Source organism: Oceaniglobus sp. K40-3 (genome assembly GCF_055808395.1).
Genome location: NZ_CM147868.1, coordinates 2,056,581 through 2,072,112, shown reverse-complemented (window position 1 = coordinate 2,072,112; position 15,532 = coordinate 2,056,581). Strand labels below are relative to the sequence as shown.

At 61.2% G+C, this 15,532-nt stretch carries 11 protein-coding genes and 3 pseudogenes; 5 read left to right on the top strand and 9 right to left on the bottom strand.

From position 1 onward, the window contains the following. Positions 1-13: 13 nt before the first annotated feature. Together denD and AC0L7P_RS10720 are read right to left on the bottom strand one after the other, a co-directional pair. Positions 14-1,015 (bottom strand): D-erythronate dehydrogenase, encoded by a 1,002-nt coding sequence (gene denD / locus AC0L7P_RS10725; protein ID WP_473432789.1) that lies wholly within the window; start codon positions 1,013-1,015, stop codon positions 14-16. A 56-nt stretch (positions 1,016-1,071) separates the two neighbouring features. Next, positions 1,072-1,911: a tryptophan 2,3-dioxygenase gene (locus AC0L7P_RS10720; RefSeq protein WP_473432788.1), complete on the bottom strand. Its 840-nt coding sequence runs from the start codon at positions 1,909-1,911 to the stop codon at positions 1,072-1,074. A gap of 169 nt (positions 1,912-2,080) precedes the next feature. On the opposite strand from AC0L7P_RS10720, the gene AC0L7P_RS10715 reads away from it, so the two are divergent. Next, the gene (locus tag AC0L7P_RS10715) at positions 2,081-2,752 is read left to right on the top strand and encodes a hypothetical protein (RefSeq protein ID WP_473432787.1); all 672 of its coding nucleotides are present in this window, start codon (positions 2,081-2,083) and stop codon (positions 2,750-2,752) included. A 42-nt stretch (positions 2,753-2,794) separates the two neighbouring features. Here the strand turns inward: AC0L7P_RS10715 and AC0L7P_RS10710 are convergent, their stop codons facing one another. The 3 genes from AC0L7P_RS10710 to AC0L7P_RS10700 all read right to left on the bottom strand — a co-directional run bounded on the left by AC0L7P_RS10710 (position 2,795) and on the right by AC0L7P_RS10700 (position 7,352). Then, complete coding sequence (locus tag AC0L7P_RS10710) at positions 2,795-5,086, bottom strand: glycosyl hydrolase family 28-related protein (protein ID WP_473432786.1); 2,292 nt, start codon at positions 5,084-5,086, stop codon at positions 2,795-2,797. A 161-nt stretch (positions 5,087-5,247) separates the two neighbouring features. After that, positions 5,248-5,667 carry a DUF4864 domain-containing protein gene (locus tag AC0L7P_RS10705; protein WP_473432785.1) on the bottom strand — a complete coding sequence of 140 codons (420 nt, stop codon included), beginning with the start codon at positions 5,665-5,667 and terminating at the stop codon, positions 5,248-5,250. 104 nt (positions 5,668-5,771) lie between these two features. After that, the gene (locus AC0L7P_RS10700) at positions 5,772-7,352 is read right to left on the bottom strand and encodes a lysine--tRNA ligase (protein ID WP_473432784.1); all 1,581 of its coding nucleotides are present in this window, start codon (positions 7,350-7,352) and stop codon (positions 5,772-5,774) included. A 157-nt stretch (positions 7,353-7,509) separates the two neighbouring features. On the opposite strand from AC0L7P_RS10700, the gene AC0L7P_RS10695 reads away from it, so the two are divergent. Then, positions 7,510-7,881: a tellurite resistance TerB family protein gene (locus tag AC0L7P_RS10695; RefSeq protein ID WP_473435438.1), complete on the top strand. Its 372-nt coding sequence runs from the start codon at positions 7,510-7,512 to the stop codon at positions 7,879-7,881. A gap of 101 nt (positions 7,882-7,982) precedes the next feature. Here the strand turns inward: AC0L7P_RS10695 and dacB are convergent. From dacB to mgrA, 3 genes and pseudogenes are all read right to left on the bottom strand, one after another. Continuing rightward, positions 7,983-9,439, bottom strand: a pseudogene (gene dacB / locus AC0L7P_RS10690) (D-alanyl-D-alanine carboxypeptidase/D-alanyl-D-alanine endopeptidase). A gap of 104 nt (positions 9,440-9,543) precedes the next feature. Continuing rightward, positions 9,544-10,146, bottom strand: a complete 603-nt coding sequence (locus AC0L7P_RS10685) for a nicotinate-nucleotide adenylyltransferase (protein ID WP_473432783.1) — start codon at positions 10,144-10,146, stop codon at positions 9,544-9,546. A gap of 24 nt (positions 10,147-10,170) precedes the next feature. Further along, positions 10,171-11,202, bottom strand: coding sequence for an L-glyceraldehyde 3-phosphate reductase (gene mgrA, locus AC0L7P_RS10680; RefSeq protein ID WP_473432782.1), 1,032 nt, complete (start codon positions 11,200-11,202; stop codon positions 10,171-10,173). Positions 11,203-11,307: 105 nt separating this feature from the next. Here mgrA and ggt point away from each other — a divergent pair, with 105 nt between their 5' ends. The 3 genes and pseudogenes from ggt to AC0L7P_RS10665 all read left to right on the top strand — a co-directional run bounded on the left by ggt (position 11,308) and on the right by AC0L7P_RS10665 (position 15,139). After that, positions 11,308-13,101, top strand: coding sequence for a gamma-glutamyltransferase (gene ggt, locus AC0L7P_RS10675; protein WP_473432781.1), 1,794 nt, complete (start codon positions 11,308-11,310; stop codon positions 13,099-13,101). 99 nt (positions 13,102-13,200) lie between these two features. Then, a complete protein-coding gene (gene rimK, locus AC0L7P_RS10670; RefSeq protein ID WP_473432780.1) occupies positions 13,201-14,106 on the top strand; it encodes a 30S ribosomal protein S6--L-glutamate ligase in 906 nt (301 codons plus the stop codon). Continuing rightward, a pseudogene (locus AC0L7P_RS10665) lies at positions 14,103-15,139 on the top strand (succinylglutamate desuccinylase/aspartoacylase family protein). The gene rimK and the pseudogene AC0L7P_RS10665 overlap by 4 nt, the downstream one beginning before the upstream one ends. On the opposite strand, the pseudogene cueR reads toward AC0L7P_RS10665, so the two are convergent. Continuing rightward, positions 15,134-15,528 (bottom strand): annotated as a pseudogene (gene cueR / locus AC0L7P_RS10660) (Cu(I)-responsive transcriptional regulator). The pseudogenes AC0L7P_RS10665 and cueR overlap by 6 nt on opposite strands. Positions 15,529-15,532: the final 4 nt, after the last annotated feature.

Below are 15,532 nucleotides of genomic sequence, written 5' to 3'. Positions count from 1 at the left end.
GCGGCAGGCTCATTCAGCCCGCTTTGCCATCGGGCAGGTTGCCGCCCAATTCATCCGCGATATGCACCTGAATGATTTCGTCGAACGATGCCTCTGCCCGAAAGCCCAGATCGATCGCCCGCTGGGGGTCAAAATCCTCGGGCCAGCCTGCAACTATGTTGGCAATCGTTTCATCGGGTTCGCGACGGATCAGGGCCACCGCATCATTGCCCGCCACCCGGCGCAGCGCCTCGATCTGTTCGGCGACACTGGCGCACAACCCCGGCATCGACAGGTTGCGCAACTGGCCCAGGGGCGCCGTGTCCAACGTGGCGGCGTGGGTCAGAAACCCCACCGCCGCACGCGGGCTGGCATGCCAGTGGCGCACCGTATCGGCCACCGGCAACACAGCGGGCTGCCCGATCAGCGGTTCGCGCAGGATGTTGGAAAAGAACCCCGACGCCGCCTTGTTCGGCGCGCCGGGGCGCACACAGATCGTCGGCAGGCGGATGCCGATCCCGTCGAAAATTCCACGCCGCGAATAATCCGCCAGCAACAATTCGCCAATCGCCTTTTGGGTGCCATAGCTGGTCTGGGGGGTGCGGTGAAACGTATCGCCGATCCGCTCGGGGAACGGCGCGCCGAATACCGCGATGGACGAGGTAAAGACCACCCGTGGCACATAATCCGCCCCCTGCCCTTCGGCGCGGATTGCCTCGAACAGATACCGGGTGCCATCAAGGTTGATGCGATACCCCTTGTCAAAATCCGCCTCTGCCTCGCCGGACACGATCGCCGCAAGATGGAAAATCACATCGGGGCGCGTGGCCACCAACACCCCGGCCACGCCGGGGGCGGAAATATCTGCCGCTTTTCGCGTGACATGGCCCGCAAATCCCACGGGGGCGGCCGGTTCGATCACGTCAATCAACGACAACCGGTCCAGCGCCACGCCGCCCAAAGCGCCATCGGCCGCCAACTGCGCGGTCAGCTTGCGCCCGACCATCCCGGCGGCCCCGATTATCATGACGTGCATCGCGTATTCCTTTTCACTGTCCCGTGGTTTTCAAAACGGCCTTGCACCGATCGGGGTTAAAGATCGCCCCGGACATGCCAAAGCTCGGGGAACAGCTCAACCTCCAGCATCCGGCGCAGATAGGCAACGCCCGCCGTGCCACCCGTGCCGCGTTTAAACCCGATGATCCGTTCCACCGTGGTCACATGGTTGAACCGCCAGCGGCGAAAATAATCCTCAAGATCCACCAGCTTTTCCGCCAGTTCATAAAGCTGCCAATGGGCGGCGGTATCGCGGTAAACCTCGGCCCACAGGCCGCGCACATCATCATTGGCCCTGTGGGGCGCATCCATCGACATGATGCCTTCGGGCACATCGGTGCCGCGCAAGTTCTGAAACAGCATGGTCAATGCCACATGATAAAGGCTGGGTTGGGCCAGTTCATCGGCCAATACCCCATGCCAGTCGGGGCGATGTTCATGAACCTTCAGCATCGCGGGCTGTCGGTTTCCCAGCATGAATTCGATCTGGCGGTACTGGTGGCTCTGAAATCCGCTTGAGGCGGCCAGATCGCCGCGAAAGGCGGTGTATTCGCTGGGGGTCATGGTGCGCAGCACATCCCAGGCGTTGTTCAACTGTTCAAATATCCGCGCCACCCGCGACAGCACCTTGAACGCCTGTCCCATCTGCGCGTCCTGCAAGGCCTTGCGCGCCGCCGAAAGTTCGAAAACCGCCAGTCGCATCCACAGCTCGCCCGTCTGGTGCTGGATGATGAACAGCATTTCATCATGGGCCTGTGACAGCGGATGCTGCGCGGTCAAAAGCGCCGAAAGCGACAGATAATCACCATAGGACATCTCGTCCTTGAACGACAGTCGCGCGCCTTCCTGCGCCGGATCAAAGGGTGGTGTGGTCATGGCGTGGTCATCCTGTTGCACCGGTCACAAAGCGGTGAACACCGCCCTGTCGTCAGGCATAGCCGCCCTCGGCCGGGCAGGCAACGCCAGCCGGCTGCACGCGGTAATTCGGCGCAGGTTAACCTACAATTAACCAATAAGGCCGCACCCTGCCCCAAAGGAGCCACCCTTGCGCATCACCCTGATCCTGGCGGTCCTGCTCCTGCTGCCCTGCTCTTTTGTGAATGCCGGAGCATGGCCACGGGAAAAGGGCAAAACGTTTCTGTCGTTCAACCAGAACATCAGCCACGATGGCACAGGCCATCCTGACGGCTATCGCTCACTCTATCTTGAATATGGGATGACGCCGAAACTCACCTTTGGCGCCAAACTGTGGCAACGGGCAGATCGCGGCCATGGCGACATTCTGGTTTTTGCAAGGTATCCGATTGGTGACCCCGACAGCGCGCATAAATTCGCCCTCGGCTTTGCTCTGGGCATGCGCACCTATTCCGACGGAGTCTCCCGCGCCGTGGTCCAATCCGAGGCGGCCTGGGGCAAAGGGTTTCAATCCCCCTTCGGCGATGGCTGGATGTCACTGGATGCGGTCGTGGGGCAAACCATCGGGCGCAACGATACCTGGCTAAAGCTTGATTTCACCTTCGGACTCAAACCCGATAACAAGACACATCTCATCATGCAACTGCGCGGCGTTGATGGCGCCACCGGACGTGCGGCCACCCTTGCCCCCACATATGTGCGACAGATAAATCAGCGAATGAAACTCGAACTCGGGCTCACCTATCGGCTTACAGGCAACAATCGTCTGGGGGCGCTTATCGGGTCGTGGATCGAATTCTAGGCAGAAACGCCCGGGGCGAATCACCACCCCGGGCTGCACCATTCAGAACGGTTTGTCGCAGCGCACCGTCAATTGCACCCTGCCGCGCGTCGGCACCGACCATCCCAGGCGCACGCGGTTCTGCCCCGCCCCATCCAGCGGCGTGACCGACGGCATATCATAAACCACCGCCGCGCCAGAGGTTTTCAGCTCGCCCTCGGGCACCACCGCCGTCACTGTCCGGGCATAGCCCTCAAACGGCAGGAAGCCGCCAACCGCAAGGGTCCACACACTGGCGTTGTCGTTCTGGCTGAATTCCAGGGTGACGGGATTGATCGTCGACTGTCCGATCCCGTTAAAGGTATTGCCGGTAAAGTTGATCAACCGCGCCAAACTGTGGTCCAGCCCGGCAATGGAATCATCCACACGGTCCACACGCTCAATCTGGCCGTTGATGGATTTGAACGTATTGCCAGCCACGTTCAGCCCCTGAATGAAATGCCCCGGTCCGAACGGTTTGATCACGATCCAACTGAACCAGGGCGCCACATCGTTGGCGGTAAAGATACAGCCCGTCACCGAAAGCCCGCCGAACGAAAACTCATTGCTGAACGACGGTTCGGCATCGTGTTCGTTGGTCCATTCAATGAACGAATTATCCAGATAGCACCCCGTGATCACCGTCTTTACGTTCGTTTCGGTCAACACCACACCGGCGGTGCGCGGCCCGTTGTTCACGTTGTCACCCTGAAACCAGTGATTGCCAACCAACAGATGGCCATTGCCGAACAAAACCATCGTCGTGCCCAACCGCTGAAACCGGCTGTCGCGGATCTTGCTGTCGTTGGCGTTGACGTTAAAGCCCACCGAAATCCGCTGGGTCGCGGCCAGCGATTGTTCGGCTGAAATGAAACTGCACCGGTCAATCTGAAGATCCTGACACCCTTTGCCAATACTGGTCACACCGCGATGTTTGGGCTTGGTGATAAAGCAATCCTTCAAATGAAACGTTTCGCCTTCAGGGGCCAGCATGATCCCGCTGGCCAGCCCGTCCAACTGAAATTCAATATCCGTCAGATTGAATTTGCTCAGCCGGGTAAAGCCGCCAAAATCCAGCGCATAGCGGAACCGGCGGAAGGTATAGTTCTGACTGCCCACCGCATCATACAAAGGTTGGCTCAGGGTCACGGTGCGCTGGCCGATATTCTTGTCGCGCACATACACCTCGCGGCCCACGCCATTACCGGTGATCAGGGATCCAACCTCGATATTGGCCACATTCACCACGTCCGTCAGGGTCTTGGGATTATTGGTATTATAGCGCGCGGTCGAGCTGACACTGGGGGTATTCCAGGCCGTGCCGGGCACACAGTTGAACTGGCCATTGCGAATGACCCGGCGGATTTCATAGGTGGTCAGATTGCCCACCGCCGCCGCCATATCGATCGGGCCATTCAGCTCGATCCGCCGCCCGCCCATGTCCAGGCTTTCGTGATCCGTGTTGTTCAGCAGCGCCTGAAACGCCTTCCTGAACGCCTCCACCTCATCGCCAAAGGCATCGATATAAGTGGGCAGATCGTAATTCTTGCGCAGGATCAGGCGGCGCTCGGCAGGCATCGAAAGGGTGCCGACAAACCGTGTCGTGTTGGCCATGGTGATGTCCGTGTTCAGCCGGAAAACCCCTTCGGGCACCAACACGCTGCGCCCATCGGCGGCGGCATCGGCGGCACTGAATGCCGCGCTGTCATCGGTTGTGCCATCGCCCACCGCGCCGTAATCGCGCACATCAACCCAATCCATCAGATCGCGCAGAAACGCGCCGGTGATGTCCTCGATCACAATATCATCGATCCGCACCACACCGCCGTTCGGCCCGGTCAGATCCAACCCGAAATGCCCATAAAGCGCGCCGCGTCCCCAGGCCATATCAACGCCATTGCGTGCCCCAACGCCGACAATCGCGCTGATCTCGACCACCGAACCATAACTGCTCAGTTGCACCGAAGGGCCAAAGCCTGCAACGCCGCCCACCGGATTGCCCCCCGCGCCCGCCGCAAAGCCCGCGATCCGCACCGCTGGCAGGTTCCCGGCGATGGCCTTGACCCGCGCCGTGATCCGCAGATAACACCCCGGCAAAATCGGCGTTTCCCCGGTATAGCGCAACTTTTGCGTGCCTTGGGTTTTCACCAATTCCAGCGCCACGCCAAAATCCTGATCCGCAGGCACCACGGCGGCATTCCCGGCCCCCGCATAGGTGGCCGATCCCGGCGTTCCGTTCTCGCTGGACCAGACGTTCAGACCGCCCCCGAACGACGGTGGCATAAACACCAACCCGTCTGTGATCGCTTTGTTCATCGCTGTCCCTTTCCATGCACCAGAACCGCCACACACCCCACAACGCAAAAAACCCGAAGGGCCTGCCGGCCATCGGGAAACTCGCAATTTGAAATGTCGTGATCTCTGGGCGAAAGAGGTATCACCCGGCGATTAACCCGGCGCTACCCCAGCGTACGCTGTCAGGCGCCCGCCTGTGCGGCCTTCAACAGATGCACCGCGTTGATCTGCCAACCGGACTCAGCCGGGATCATCTCGTAATCCAGCACGTGATAGGCGCCCTTGGCATCACGTACCAATACCTTTTGCCAAAGCTGCCCGCCGATGTTGCGCAATTCCAGAAACCGCACATCACGGGGGCGATACACCATGGGATAGCCCTGTTTTACCATCGCCCCGAACCGGTCAGCCTCACCAAACATCCCTTTGATCATGGGCGAGGCGAACCCAAAAGCGGCGTCGAAATCATCAGCAATAAAAGCGTCGATCTGGCTTTGGATCACGCCTTCAATGGCGGGATCTGGCATCACTTCGCTGGTCTGCGCGCGGGCCACCCCGGTAAGGCCCAGAACGATGGCCAAGGTCAAAAACAAGTGTTTCATCGCGGCGGCTCCCTGTTTGATTATGGGAACCACGTAGCGCAAAGCGGCAAAGTTTCACGGGCCGGGGCAAAATCAACTGGCCCCAGCCACACTTGACCGGGCATTCAGACCGCCAGATCGCCGCGCAATCCCGCTTCGATCAGGGCAACGGATTCATCCACACCATAAAGCGCGATAAACCCACCAAAGCGCGGCCCCTGCGAGGCGCCCAGCAACACCTCATAAAGCGCCTTGAACCAATCGCGCAGCGGCTCGAACCCATGCTCCTTGCCGACGGCAAACACCATGGTCTGCAACCCTTCGGCGTCCAGCCCGCCGTCCCATACCTTCAACCGCGCAACCAGATCTTCCAGCGCTGCGCGTTCCTTTTCGTCAGGCAGGCGGAACACTTTTTCGGGCTTCACGAAATCGTTGTAATACCGCACCGCGAACCCGGCAGCAGCGTCCAGATCGCCGTGGGTTTCCGGCGTTGCCTCGGGGGCATAGCGTTGGATAAAGCCCCACAGCGCATCCTTTTCCTCGGCCGCCGAAACGCTGGCCAGGTTCAGCAACATCGCAAAGGGCACCACCATGGTGGATTCGGGAACATCCGCGCCATGGATATGAAACACCGGGTTGTTCACCCGCGCCGCATCATCTTGCGTTGCATAGGCGCGCAATTGCTGGTGGTATTCATCCACCGCCTTGGGGATCACATCAAAATACATCCGCTTGGCGGTTTTCGGTTTTTGATACATGAAATACGACAGGGATTCCGTGCTGGCATAGGTCAGCCATTCATCAATGCTCAACCCGTTGCCCGATGATTTCGAAATCTTCCCGCCCTTGTCATCAAGGAACAGCTCATAGGTGAAATGGTTCGGCTTGCGCCCGCCCAGAATTTCGCAAATCCGGTCATAGATCGGCGTGTTGGTGCTGTGATCCTTGCCGTACATTTCAAAGTCCACGTCCAGCGCGGCCCAGCGGGCGCCGAAATCAGGCTTCCACTGCAATTTCACGTTGCCACCCGTCACCGGCAGCGTCCATTCGCGCCCGTCCTCGTCGTCAAAGGTGATCGTGCCCTCGGCGCCGTTCACCTCTTTCATCGGAACATACAGAATCCGGCCCGTTTCCGGGTGGATCGGCAGAAAACAGGAATAGCTTTGCTGACGTTCCTCGCGCAGGGATTTCAGCATCACTTTCATGATGTCGTCATACCGCTGGGCCGCGCGCAACAGCACCTCGTCAAACTGCCCCGATCCATAAAATTCGGTGGCCGAGATGAACTCATACTCAAACCCGAAGGTATCAAGGAACCGGCGCAGCATGGCGTTGTTGTGGGCGCCAAAACTGTCATGGGTGCCAAAGGGATCGGGCACCGAGGTCAGTGGCTTTTGCAAATGTTCTTTCAGCGCCTCGGGGTCGGGAACATTCCCCGGCACCTTGCGCATACCGTCCAGATCGTCGGAAAAACAGATCAGGCGCGTGGGGATGTCAGAAATCACCTCAAACGCCCGACGGATCATCGTCGTGCGCGCGACTTCGCCAAAGGTGCCGATATGGGGCAGACCCGAAGGGCCATAGCCCGTCTCGAACAACACATATCCCTTTTCCGGCGGTGCCTTTTCATACCGTTTAAGCAGCGCGCGGGCCTCTTCGAAAGGCCAGGCCTTTGATTTCATCGCCGCATCGCGCAGATTAGACATCACAAACACTCCTTGCGCCGCCCCCGCGGCGGCCAAGGCCAATCCCTATTGCCCCAGGCCCGTCGCGTCAATATTCTGCACCGCAACATAACCGACAGGACATTCCGTGACAGACATCCCCCATTCCTTTACCGCGCCTGACTGCCTTGTGGCAGTGATGATCGCCATCAGCGCGTCAGACGAAGCCATCCACACCGCCGAATTGTTGACGATCGAGCGAATCGTGAACCACCTGCCGGTTTTTGCCGATTACGATCAGGATCGTATCGCCAAGGTCTCCGAAATCGTGTTCGATCTGTTCAGCGAAGAAGAGGGTCTTGATGCCTTGCTCGGGCTGATCCGCGACAACCTGCCGGAAAAGCTCTATGAAACGGCCTATGCCATGGCCTGCGATGTGGCCGCCGCCGAGGGTCATATCGCCGAAGGCGAACTGCGCCTGCTCGAGGAAATCAGGTACGAACTGAACCTCGACCGCCTGCACGCCGCCGCCATCGAACGGGCCGCACGGGCGCGCCACCTGACCCTTTAGGCGCGGTTTGATCCAACGGCGCGCCTTGCGGCGCACACGACATTCGCGGCCCTGACGGGCCGGTTGGTGCCACCGCGCGACCTGGGCGCAATGACGCGCAGTCAGGCGTCATAGACGGTGGACCAGCGATCAATCAGCGCCCATTGCAATGCCCGCGCCCGGCGCACCCAGGCAAGGCCGCCTGGCGGACGTTCCATTTCCGCCTCACTCAGAGCGGCGCGGCGCGGCGCATCGGCACAGAAGATCGCAAAGACCAGATCGGGATGCCCCGGCGCGGCGATATACCCGGTCAGGGCCGAAACAAAATTCAGCGTTCCGGTCTTGGCCTGCACGACAACCTCGGGGCGGTCCTTGACGGAATAGGTTTTCATCACCTCGCGCAGTGCCGCCTCGGCCCCGTCTGACCCCAACGCGCGCACCATGGCGCTGGCGCTGATCCGCGAGGCGCCGCCCAGACCGGAATGATCCACCATCTGCGCCCCGCCCGCATGGTCGGCCAGCCAATCATCCATTGTCCCGGCGCTTTCCTTCAGGGATGTCGCGGCATTGCCCCGGGCCGCGCTGGCCGCCAGCCCGACAAGTTCAGCCGTTACATTGGTTGAATATTTCAGCATCTCGCGCAGAATATCCGGCAAGGGCGCGCTGTCGTGGGTCACCAGCGTGGTGCCCGCCGACGACGTTGCGCGCAACACCTTGCCGCCAAGCTGAATTCCGTGGGCGCGCGCAAGGGTCTGAAACACCTCGCCGGCATAAAGCGCGGGATGGCGCACCGGCAACCAGCGCGCCCCACCCGTGCCAAGGGCCGACCGGGCCACTGTCCAACTGTCCTGAACATCGGTTTCCGCAAAGGTGTACACCGGCGCGGCGCGGTCGATCACCTTCATTTGGGCCACCGTCACATCCGGGCGATATTTCGACGACCGGGCATCCATGGTCACGGCATATTGTCCGGCGTTGCGCTTCCACTCGAAATGCACCCGGTTGAAATTAAGGTTCAGCCCCCCCAGCGCCGGATTATACCCCACATGGGGCGGCTGTTCGGGATCAATGTCATGCAGGCGCGGCAAGGCCCCGTCCCAGACCCGGAAATGGCCTGCAACCTCGCGCAAGCCCAACTTTTTCAGATCCGACGCCATGTCGCCCAATGCATCGGTATCAAGGGTCGGATCCCCCCGCCGACCAGCACAAGATCGCCTTCGATGCGGCCATTGCTGATTGGCCCGGTCGCCACCAGCCGGGTCTGGAACCGGTGATCGCGGCCAAGGGTGTTCAGCGCGTAAAGGGTGGTCAAGGTTTTGGCCGTGCTGGCGGGGGGCTGTGGCAGAACCGGCGCGCGGCTTTCCAAAATCTTGCCCGTCCGTGCATCGGCCACCACAAAGCTGACCTTGCCGCCCAACGCCGCCCGGGCCACCAGATCATCGGCAGAATCGACCGCAACCTTGAAAAAATCATGGGCACGGGGCGCGGGGCGGATGGAATGGGCCGGCGCTTCGGCGGCCAGCGGGCTGGCGGCGCTGGCAAACAGGCCGCCCAAAACCGTTCGTCGTGTCAGGCGCACTGTTAATTCCCCCGCGCGTCAGTGGCATGGCGGCCCTGTGGCATGGGGCGCCGTCACACCGATTTAACGGCTTTGGCGCGGCGGCTGCAACCCCTGCCCAAACCCTACCATGTGCCGCCGGCACGGATCGCGCTGGACGACATGGTGTTCATGGGAATGTTGACGAAACACCAGACCGGGGTGGCGTGACGGCCCAGAAGCTGCGCCTCGCGCCCGCGCAGGCGGAACCGCGCGAACCGGGCGGCGGCCACCGAGGTGCGCGCCGAAATGCGTTGGCCGGGGCGCGCCAGAACGCCAACCGGCACATGGTTCAGAATCCATCTCCAGCGATCCCAGCGGTGAAAATCGGCCAGGCTGTCGGCCCCCATGAGCCAGACAAACCGCACGCCGGGATAAAGCACCATCAAATGTTGCAGGGTTTCGGCGGTATAGCGGGTGCCGATCCGCGCCTCGATGTCGGTGATTGTGACGCGCGGGTGCTGCATCACCTGCCGTGCCACGGCAACCCGGCGCGCCATCGGGGCCGGGCCGCGTGACTTGAGCGGGTTTCCCGGACTGACCAGCCACCACACCTGATCCAGCCCAAAGCGTTTCAACGCTTCGCGGGTGATATGGGCATGGCCCCCATGGGCCGGATCAAACGATCCGCCCAACAGCCCCACGATCTGCCCGGGGCGGGCGCGGGGAAAACCCGCGCCAGCGATCATTGCAGGGCAACCGCCATCATGGCGTCACTCACCGGCACTGGATCTCGCCCAGAGGTTGATGTCTTCTTCCTGTGACACCGCATCAATCTGTGCCAGTTCCTCGGCCGTGAATTCCAGATTACCGACGGCACCGGCGCAATCCACCACCTGCGACGGTTTGCTTGCCCCGATCAGCGCGGTGGTGATCCCGCCGCCCCGCAACACCCATGCAATCGCCATCTGAGCAAGGGTCTGCCCCCGGCCTTCGGCGATCGCGTTCAGTTTGCGGATGCTCTCAACGGCGCTGTCGGTGATCTTTTCCCGCGCCAGGGATTTGCCCTGTGTGGCGCGGCTGCCTTCGGGAATGCCGCCCAGATACTTTTTGGTCAGCATCCCCTGCGCCAGCGGCGTAAACGCGATCGACCCGATACCAAGTTCCTGCAACGTGTCCTTCAACCCGTCATGTTCAACCCACCGGTTCAGGATGTTATAGCTCGGCTGGTGGATGATGCAGGGCGTGCCAAGATCCTTGAGAATGGCCGCCGCCTTGCGGGTGCATTCGGAATTATACGACGAAATCCCCACATAGAGCGCCCGGCCACTGCGCACGATATGATCCAGCGCGCCCATGGTTTCCTCAAGCGGTGTGTCTGGATCAAAGCGGTGCGAATAAAAGATATCGACATAATCCACCCCCAGCCGTTTCAGCGACTGGTCACAGGACGCGATCAGATACTTGCGCGATCCCCATTCGCCGTAAGGGCCATCCCACATGGGATATCCGGCCTTGGACGAGATAATCAATTCATCGCGATATCCGGCAAAATCACTGCGCAGGATTTCACCGAACGCGGATTCCGCCGCTCCGGGGCGGGGGCCATAATTGTTGGCCAGATCAAAATGGGTGATGCCGTGGTCAAAGGCGGTCTGGCAGATGTCGCGCTTTGTCTGGTGCGGCGTGTCTTCGCCAAAGTTGTGCCAAAGCCCCAGCGACACCGCAGGCAGCTTTAGCCCCGTGGCGCCGCAACGGCGATAGGTCATACGGTCATAACGGGCGGGATCAGGGCGATAGGTCATTCGGCATCCTCTTGCTGTATGTCCCCTTTTCAGGCCAAGGGCATTGCGTGTCAAACGGGTTGCCCCATACTCGCCCCAAGGATGTACCCAACCGAGGATCACGCCATGACACGTCTTGCCCTTCCCCTTGCCCTGCTGGCCAGCTTTGCCGCGGCCCCGGGATTTGCCCAGCAATCCACCGATGCCATCGCCCCCGAAAAAACCAGCGAGAACACCGTCACCTCGGAAAATCCCGCCGTTCAGGCGGCCCTGGATGCCAAGGCCGCAGGCCAACCTGTCGCCGCCAAACACTGGATGATTGCCGCCGCCAATCCGGTGGCTGTTGCCGCTGGCGCCAAGGTGCTGGAACAGGGCGGCAGCGCGGCTGACGCCATGATCACCGTGCAAACCGTTCTGGGACTGGTCGAACCACAGTCGTCGGGGCTGGGCGGTGGGGCCTTTCTGGTGTGGTATGATGCGGCAACGGGCGCGTTAACCACGCTGGACGCCCGCGAAACCGCGCCCCTTGCCGCAACCCCGACGCTGTTTCAGGATGAAAACGGCGAAACGCTGAAATTTTACGATGCCGTGGTTGGCGGCTTGTCGGTTGGCACCCCCGGCACACCGATGCTTTTGGCCGAGGCCCACCGCCGTTGGGGACACAGCAATTGGGCCGGTCTGCTTGCCCCGGCCATTGACCTTGCCGAAGATGGCTTTGTGGTGTCGCCCCGTCTGGCGGGCCTTGTGGCGGACGATGCCGAACGGTTGGGCCGCTTTCCCACCACCGCCGCCTATTTTCTGCCCGGCGGCACCCCCATCACCGAAGGGACACTGCTGAAAAATCCTGCCTATGCCGCGACCCTGACCGCCATCGCCCAAGGCGGGGCCGATGCGTTTTATACCGGTCCCATCGCGCGCAATATCGTGGCCACCGTGCAGGGCGCCAAGGGCAACCCCGGCGTGCTGAGCGAAACCGACCTTGCGCTGTACCGGGTCATCGAACGCCCCGCCGTCTGCGCGCCCTATGCCGCGCACGAGGTCTGTGGCATGGGTCCGCCCAGCTCGGGCGCCCTGACCCTGGGACAGATCCTCGGGGTGCTTGATGGTTTCGATCTGGCCGCAATGGGTGCCGACAGCGCCGAAGCGTGGCAGTTGATCGGCGATGCCTCGCGGCTCGCCTTTGCCGACCGGGGCCGCTATATGGCCGACAGCGATTATGTACCGGTGCCCGTCAAGGGCCTGTTGTCGCAAGATTATCTGACAACGCGCGCCGAATTGTTGCACCCCGGAACCGCCCTGTCCGAGGTGGCCCCCGGTCAGCCGGAATTCGACCACGCCCTGAATTGGGCTGATGATCAAAGCATCGAATTTCCCTCCACCTCGCATATTTCCATTGTCGATGCGGCGGGCAACGCCCTGTCGATGACCACCACCATTGAAAACGGATTTGGCAGCCGGTTGATGTCGGGCGGGTTTCTTTTGAACAACGAACTGACTGATTTCTCGTTTGCCACCAATGCCGATGGCCGCCCCATCGCCAATGCCATCGCGCCGGGCAAACGCCCGCGCAGTTCCATGGCACCCACCATCGTGATGCAGAACGGCGCACCAACCATGGTCATCGGCAGCCCGGGCGGATCGCGGATCATCGGTTACGTCGCCAAGGCGATCATTGCCAACCTCGACTGGGGCATGGATGTGCAACAGGCCATCGCCCTGCCCAACATGGTCAACCGGTTCGGCACCTTCGACATCGAAAAAGGCAGTGACCTGACCACGCTGGAAACGCCGCTGACCGACATGGGGTTCAAAACCTCGGTGGGTGATCTGAACTCGGGCCTGCACGGCATTTCGATCACCAAAGACGGCCTGCTGGGCGGCGCAGATCCCCGCCGCGAAGGCATCGCGTTGGGAGAGTGAGACAAAGGGGGTGGCGTATCGCGCGCTGCCCCTTCAATGTGGGGGCCTTCGGTCTGCCTGTCCGGGCCGTTCACATTTGCCGCGAGATTGGAAAGCCCCATGAAAATTGCAATGATGGCCCAAAACGCCAACCTGTATTCTCACCAACGCCTGAAAGACGTGGCCGAGGCGCGGGGGCATGAATTTACCATCATCAAGACCCTGGGCTGTTACATGAACATCGCCGCGCGGCGGCCTGAAATCTATTATAACGGCAACAAACTGCCCAAATATGACGCCGTGATCCCGCGCATCGGCGCTTCGGTCACGTTTTATGGTCTGGCCGTGCTGCGCCAGTTTGAAATGCAGGGGGTGTTTCCCCTGAACGAATCCGTCGCCATCGGCCGCTCGCGTGACAAGCTGCGCTCGATGCAGCTTATGGCGCGCGATGGCATCGGCATGCCGGTCACTACATTCGCCCACGACCCCAAACAGACCGAAGAGGTGCTGAAACTGGCCGGAGGGGCGCCATTGGTGATCAAGTTGCTGGAAGGCACACAGGGGTTGGGCGTTGTGCTGGCCGATACCGACCGCAGCGCGAAATCGGTGATCGAGGCATTTCGCGCCACCAACACCAACATCCTGATCCAGGAATTCATAAAAGAGGCCGGCGGCACAGACATCCGCGCACTGGTGATTGGCGGCAAGGTCGTCGCGGCGATGAAACGGACAGGTGCCGAGGGCGAGTTCCGATCAAACCTTCACCGGGGCGGATCGGCACAACTGATCAAACTGTCCCCCGAAGAACGCGCAACAGCGGTACGCGCCGCAAAATCCATGGGGCTGAACGTCTGCGGTGTCGATATGTTGCGCGCCAATCACGGGCCGGTGGTGATGGAGGTAAATTCTTCGCCCGGTCTGGAAGGCGTTGAAAAAGCAACCGGAATCGACATAGCGGGCAAGATCATCGACTTTATCGAAAAGAACGCCAAGCCGGGTAAAACGAAAACGGTCGGCAAGGGGTGATGGCACGCAGCGGGTTTGAAATCGGCGGCACTGTATTGGCCCCGGGCGAGAGGCGCACGATCGAACTGCCGGTTTCGGTACTGTCCGATCACACGCCCGTTACCATGTCGGTGCAGGTGATCCACGGCAAACGGCCCGGGCCGGTGTTGTTCGTTTCCGCCGCTGTGCATGGTGACGAGGTGATCGGCGTCGAGGTGGCGCGCCGGGTGTTGCGCGCCCCGCAACTTGACCGGCTGGCGGGCACGCTGATGGTGGTGCCCATCGTCAACACCTTTGGTTTTTTGAACAATTCCCGCTATATGCCCGACCGGCGCGATCTGAACCGGGTGTTTCCCGGCACGCCCAGCGGTTCGCTTGCCGGGCGTTTGGCGCATCTGTTCATGAGCGAAATCGTCGCCCGGGCTGATTTTGGCATTGATCTGCATTCCGCCGCGATCCACCGCACCAACATGCCCCAGATTCGGGTATCTGCCAGCAACGAGGAAACCCTGGAGCGGGCCGAAGCGTTCGGCGCCCCGGTGATCGTGCGCGCCAAACTGCGCGACGGATCATTGCGCGCCGCCGCCCGCAACATCGGATGCGACATCCTGCTGTACGAGGCGGGCGAGGCGCTGCGCTATGATGAACTTTCGGCGCGGGTGGGGTCGTCGGGGGTGTTACGGGTGATGCACCAGATGGGCATGATCGGCGCCAAGGGCCTGCCCAAACGCCGCGCCGCGCCGATTCAGGCCACGTCATCCAGTTGGGTCCGCGCCCCCGCCGGGGGCTTTTGCGCAGCTTCAAGGAAGTGGGCGAAGGGGTGGAAACCGGCACGCTTCTGGCCATTGTCACCGATCCGTTTGGCGAAAGCGAACAGGAAATCACCGCCCCCGCCCCCGGCATCATTCTGGGCCGCGCCATGATGCCGGTCATCAACGAAGGCGACGCCTGTTACCACATCGCGGCAACCGCCATTGATCCGCTGCACCGGATGGAGCGTCTTGCCGCCGATCTTGAGGCCGACCCGATGTTTGACGAGGATGAAATCCTATAGGGGCTGCGCCGACCCAAGGGTTTGCAGGATCGGGCAATCCGGGCGCTGATCGCCGGCACAGGCATCAACCAGCGTCGAAAGCGTGTCCTGCATCGCCCGCAAATCGGCGATCTTGCGCTCGATCTGCTCCAGATGGTGGGTGGCGATCTCTTTCACCTCGGCGCTGGCGCGGCTTTCATCCTCGTAGAGATGCAACAGATTGCGGCAATCCTCGATGCTGAACCCCAGGGCGCGGGCGCGGCCCAGAAACGCCAGTTTGTGCAGATCGGTTTCGCGAAAGCTGCGATAGCCGTTGGCGCTGCGCAGGGGGAAATCAGGCCGATGTCCTCGTAATAGCGAATGGTTTTCGCCGGAAGGCCCGAACGGGCGGCGACATCTCCGATATTCATGGCA

Coding starts and splice junctions, on each gene's coding strand:
- denD (WP_473432789.1), bottom strand. CDS start 1,015: ATGCACGTCATGATAATCGGGGCCGCCGGGATGGTCGGGCGCAAGCTG.
- AC0L7P_RS10720 (WP_473432788.1), bottom strand. CDS start 1,911: ATGACCACACCACCCTTTGATCCGGCGCAGGAAGGCGCGCGACTGTCG.
- AC0L7P_RS10710 (WP_473432786.1), bottom strand. CDS start 5,086: ATGAACAAAGCGATCACAGACGGGTTGGTGTTTATGCCACCGTCGTTC.
- AC0L7P_RS10705 (WP_473432785.1), bottom strand. CDS start 5,667: ATGAAACACTTGTTTTTGACCTTGGCCATCGTTCTGGGCCTTACCGGG.
- AC0L7P_RS10700 (WP_473432784.1), bottom strand. CDS start 7,352: ATGTCTAATCTGCGCGATGCGGCGATGAAATCAAAGGCCTGGCCTTTC.
- AC0L7P_RS10695 (WP_473435438.1), top strand. CDS start 7,510: ATGATCGCCATCAGCGCGTCAGACGAAGCCATCCACACCGCCGAATTG.
- AC0L7P_RS10685 (WP_473432783.1), bottom strand. CDS start 10,146: ATGATCGCTGGCGCGGGTTTTCCCCGCGCCCGCCCCGGGCAGATCGTG.
- mgrA (WP_473432782.1), bottom strand. CDS start 11,202: ATGACCTATCGCCCTGATCCCGCCCGTTATGACCGTATGACCTATCGC.
- ggt (WP_473432781.1), top strand. CDS start 11,308: ATGACACGTCTTGCCCTTCCCCTTGCCCTGCTGGCCAGCTTTGCCGCG.
- rimK (WP_473432780.1), top strand. CDS start 13,201: ATGAAAATTGCAATGATGGCCCAAAACGCCAACCTGTATTCTCACCAA.